The sequence below is a fragment of the Eubacterium sp. AF15-50 genome, from assembly GCF_934835595.1.
GTDB classification, from domain to species: domain Bacteria; phylum Bacillota; class Clostridia; order Lachnospirales; family Lachnospiraceae; genus Eubacterium_G; species Eubacterium_G segne.
Window position 1 is genome coordinate 1 of sequence record NZ_CAKVZL010000127.1, and the last position, 4,271, is coordinate 4,271.

Consider the following 4,271-nt stretch of genomic DNA (forward strand, 5'->3'; position numbering starts at 1 on the left):
GCTTAGATGTAAGCTTCCAATAGCATTTGTCACGGCACAAAATATTTTTATGGGAATCACAGGTGATTTCCATAAAATGTCCCGGAAGAAGTTCTTTTATGTTTTCAAAAACGCCATTTCCCGGAGTATGGGCAGGACCTAAGCCGATAATTTCGCACCAGCTTTCCTTATTTAATTCCGGCCCAATTCCGTAAGCAAAAATTCCCTTTATTTCTGATGAAAATACAAACTGATTAAAGTCGTAATGGTAAAATAAAGGTTTAACTCCAAGATGATCTCTTACAATAGTTAATGTGTTATCTTCGTATATTGCAAAGGAAAAAATCCCGTTTAGCTGGGAGAAAATTCTATGACCAAATACAAGGTAGCAGTACAAAATAACTTCGGTATCGCTGGTTGTTTTCAAAGTGACGGAGTACTCCTTTAACTTTTCTGTAAGCTCAGAAGTATTGTAAAGCTCCCCATTATATACAATAGTAGCAATCCGGTTACGATACATACAGGACATAGGCTGATGCCCGCCTTTTAAATCCCTAATGGAAAGGCGGGTGTGGGCAAGACCTGCAAAACCTTCTAAATATATATCATCGTCATCCGGTCCACGGTGTTTTATTGATTTTTTCATATTAGTTAGTTTATTTGTAAGCAATCTACAGGAATGCTCATTAAACACGTCATGTTTAGTTTGAAAAAAACCGGCAATACCGCACATAAAAAACTCCTTTTACATAATTGTCACATGTGGACTCTTAATAACAGGCTGAATTTGTCTTCCACTAAGAGCTTTTTCAATGGTTTCTTCAATTAAATCTACATGCGCAATCATAGAATTGGGCTTAGATATATAGTTATCCTGGCCAAATGGCACAAAGTAAATGTTCTTGGTATTTAATAGAATACCAATATTCTTAAGATTCATTCCCAGTGCGTCATTTGTACTTAAAAAAATAACCAGAGGACGGTTATTTCTAAGATGAGCCTTAGCTGCCATAAGAACAGGTGTGTCTGAAATGCCGTTTGCCAGCTTTGACAATGTGTTACCGGTACAAGGTGCAATAATCATAAGGTCAAGCATTGATTTTGGCCCTATAGGTTCAGCGTCAGGTATGGTAACAATTGGCGGATGCCCACTGATTTTCTCTGCAAGACTTAAAAAGTCCTTACATTTTCCAAATCTTGAGTCCGTTGAGGCAGCGTTATCTGAAAAAATCGTGATAATGTTTGCTTTTGTGTCAGCAAGGTGTTTCAGCTCTTCAAATACCTTCTTGTAAGTACAATATGAGCCTGTAATTCCAACACCAATATTCTTATCCTTAAAGTTATGAGCCATTTATCCCAGTCCTTTCTGTTTTAAATATGAAATAATGCTTTTAGCAATTAATTCCCCGGCTGCCTTAGGAGCTGTTTTTCCCGGCAGTCCGGGGCATGTAATAAGGGATATTCCATATTTTTCTGACAATTTTTTATCAAAGCCATATGGATAGCCTGCAATTTCAAAAAGAACACAGGATTTTTTTAAAAGACTCATGTTATATTCTGTGAAAATGACTTCAGGAACTGTATTAATTATAATGTCAAATTTATTAAGTCCCATGGAAAAATCGTCTTTTTCTAAGGTTTTGTATCCATATGATACTGCCTGACTTAAATGTTTTTTTGTATGGTCATATATGGATACATCACAATTTAAGTTAAAAAGTCTCGAAGCAATATTAGTTCCGCATTTTCCAAAGCCTAAAATAAGCACCTTTGAATTATTAAGGGAAAAATCCGTATTTTTAATAATCTCACCAATTAATCCCTCGGCTGTAAGCATGGCATTACTCCAGACCACATCTTCATCCTTTAAAACATCAATTAATTTAATATTTTTAGGAAAAAGTTTCATTATATCCTCACTGATGCTACCGGCAAATACAGTTTGTTTCGGTTTTAAAAGTCCTAGAAATGTATCCACCGGAAAACCGGTATAGTAGTCGCAATTTATATATTCATTATTTTTCACAAATGGAGTTCCTGCAACAATAATGTCAGTATTATTAAAATCCATGTTTGTTATTATTTCGGCATTATATCCGTTATTTTTCAAATATTCTTTTATATAAAACTGTCGTTTGTCACCTGAAATAATAGAAATAGTTTTCATAATAACCTCCATGCTATAAAATATGCTGAAATTATTTATCAGTGATTAAAATAATAAAAAAATTGTCAGTGCCTCCAATAATATATTTTTATTTTCACTATTAAATGGTATACTGTAAGATATTTGAAATAATGCTTTTGGAGGAAAAGATGGAAAAGAAGAATATAAGAAAAAAGTTAAAAATTACTGCATTAATATTTAATATTCTGGTAATAGCGGCATTAGTATTTTTAGAGGTTGTTTTTTATGATATTGCCTCATATAAAAACTATCTGCTGTTAGAATATCTCCCGGTTAAGTATATTGTTTTTGCCGAGATATTTCTTGTGGTAATTTCAATTATTCCTTTCGTGGTAAAGAGAGGATTTAAAAGTAGGATTTTCTCAATTGTTTTGTCATTAATACTTATTGTAGCAATGGTAACATCAGGTATTTTAGGTATAACATATAATTCAAAAATCAAAGGCATGTTTACTAAAACAGAAGAAACCATTGATGAAATAGTTAAAAACTCTTTATTAGCCACAGACGAATATGGTGTGTATGTTCTTAAAGAAAATAAAGCCGAAAAGTTAAAACATGCCCTTAAGTATAAATTCGGATATAACAGTCAGTTTTCATCAGAAGATATTAAAAATGTTTTAAATGCCATAGAAACTGAACTTACAGCTATTGTAGATAACGAAGAAATAAATGACCCTGTTACATTAGCACAGGAACTCCTAGAGGGAAATGTTGATGCAATTATTCTTAACCAGTCATTAATTGATGCCATTGAATCAGCAGGAGATGACACGGATGATGGAAAGAAAAATGGCAAATATTCTGATTTTACAGACAAAATTAAATGTATTTATACAACTACAGTGAAAAATGCCGTTGCCCAAATGAATGATAAGGGTAATGCCACAAAAAGATGTTTCAATGTATATTTAAGCGGAATTGATACAGAAGGAGACGTTACCGTTAAAAGTAGAAGTGACGTAAACATTATTATGTCAGTAAATCCTCTTACAGGTAACATTGTTCTTATTTCAACACCGAGAGATTACTATGTACCATTATCTATATCCAATGGTGTAAAGGACAAGCTGACCCATGCAGGAAATTATGGAATTGATGTATCTATGGACACTCTTAAAATGATTTATGGTATAGATTTTGATTATTATGTACGACTTAATTTTACGGGATTTGTTAAAATAATTGATGCCTTAGGTGGTATAGACGTTGATTCTGATTACGCATTTTCAGCGGCAGGATTTAGCTACAAAGAAGGTCTTAATGAAAATTTAAGCGGAATAGAAGCCCTTTGGTTTGCAAGAGAAAGACATTCATTTGCTGCAGGTGACCATCAGAGAGGTAGGGACCAGATGAAAGTAATTGAATCTGTAATTGCCAAATGCCAGTCACCTGCATTACTGAAAAATTATGACAGTATTTTAAGTGAGATTAGTGAATGCTTTCAAACTAATATGACAAAGAAAAGCATTAAATCTCTTGTAAGGTTTCAGTTAAACCGTGCACCTAAGTGGAAAATAACCCAGTACAGTGTAAGCGGTCAGGGAACATCAGATTACACATACAGTATTCCAAATCAGAAAGCATATGTTATGGTTCCTGATGAAAATACCATTAATACAGCTAAGCAGCTTTTAGAGGATAATAAGGAAAATAAGGAAATAAAAGAGCCTGAAAGTACAAAGGAGTAAATTAATGGAGAAAAATAATAACCTTAAGAATGAAATAATTTCAACAAAAGCAAATACCTTAAAGGCATTAGAGAAAATTATCACAAAGGCGTTTATTGAAGAAATGCTTATTATTGTGGTAGCGGACTACGTAAAAAACAAAAGAGAGGTTGCCCTTAACATTGGGAAAAAGTTTAAGGGAGCAAAAATTGTTGTAAGAAGTTCATCTACAAACGAGGACTGTTACAAAAAGTCCAATGCAGGTCATTACACCAGTTTGTTGGATGTAGATTCATCTAATGTTACATCTGTAATAAATGCAATTGATGATGTTATTGCGTCCTATTCATCAGACATTGATGATATATCAAATCAGCAGGTATTAATTCAGCATCAGGCAGTGGATGTAGCATACAGCGGGGTATTATTTACTT

General features: G+C 33.4%; 5 protein-coding genes. 2 read left to right on the top strand and 3 right to left on the bottom strand.

The genetic code is table 11. The annotated features are described in order from the left end of the window. The 3 genes from Q5O73_RS10200 to Q5O73_RS10210 all read right to left on the bottom strand — a co-directional run. Positions 1-625 (bottom strand): asparagine synthetase B (locus Q5O73_RS10200; RefSeq protein ID WP_368076765.1); only part of this gene is annotated, 625 nt, incomplete at its 3' end. Between the two features lie 99 nt (positions 626-724). Then, the gene (locus Q5O73_RS10205) at positions 725-1,330 is read right to left on the bottom strand and encodes a dipicolinate synthase subunit B (RefSeq protein WP_021952971.1); all 606 of its coding nucleotides are present in this window, start codon (positions 1,328-1,330) and stop codon (positions 725-727) included. Beyond that, a complete protein-coding gene (locus Q5O73_RS10210; protein WP_302669628.1) occupies positions 1,331-2,146 on the bottom strand; it encodes a dipicolinate synthase subunit DpsA in 816 nt (271 codons plus the stop codon). Between the two features lie 149 nt (positions 2,147-2,295). On the opposite strand from Q5O73_RS10210, the gene Q5O73_RS10215 reads away from it, so the two are divergent. Further along, positions 2,296-3,858 carry an LCP family protein gene (locus Q5O73_RS10215; RefSeq protein WP_302669629.1) on the top strand — a complete coding sequence of 521 codons (1,563 nt, stop codon included), beginning with the start codon at positions 2,296-2,298 and terminating at the stop codon, positions 3,856-3,858. Between the two features lie 4 nt (positions 3,859-3,862). Then, the coding region (locus Q5O73_RS10220) for a PEP/pyruvate-binding domain-containing protein (RefSeq protein ID WP_302669630.1) at positions 3,863-4,271 on the top strand (409 nt) is incomplete at its 3' end.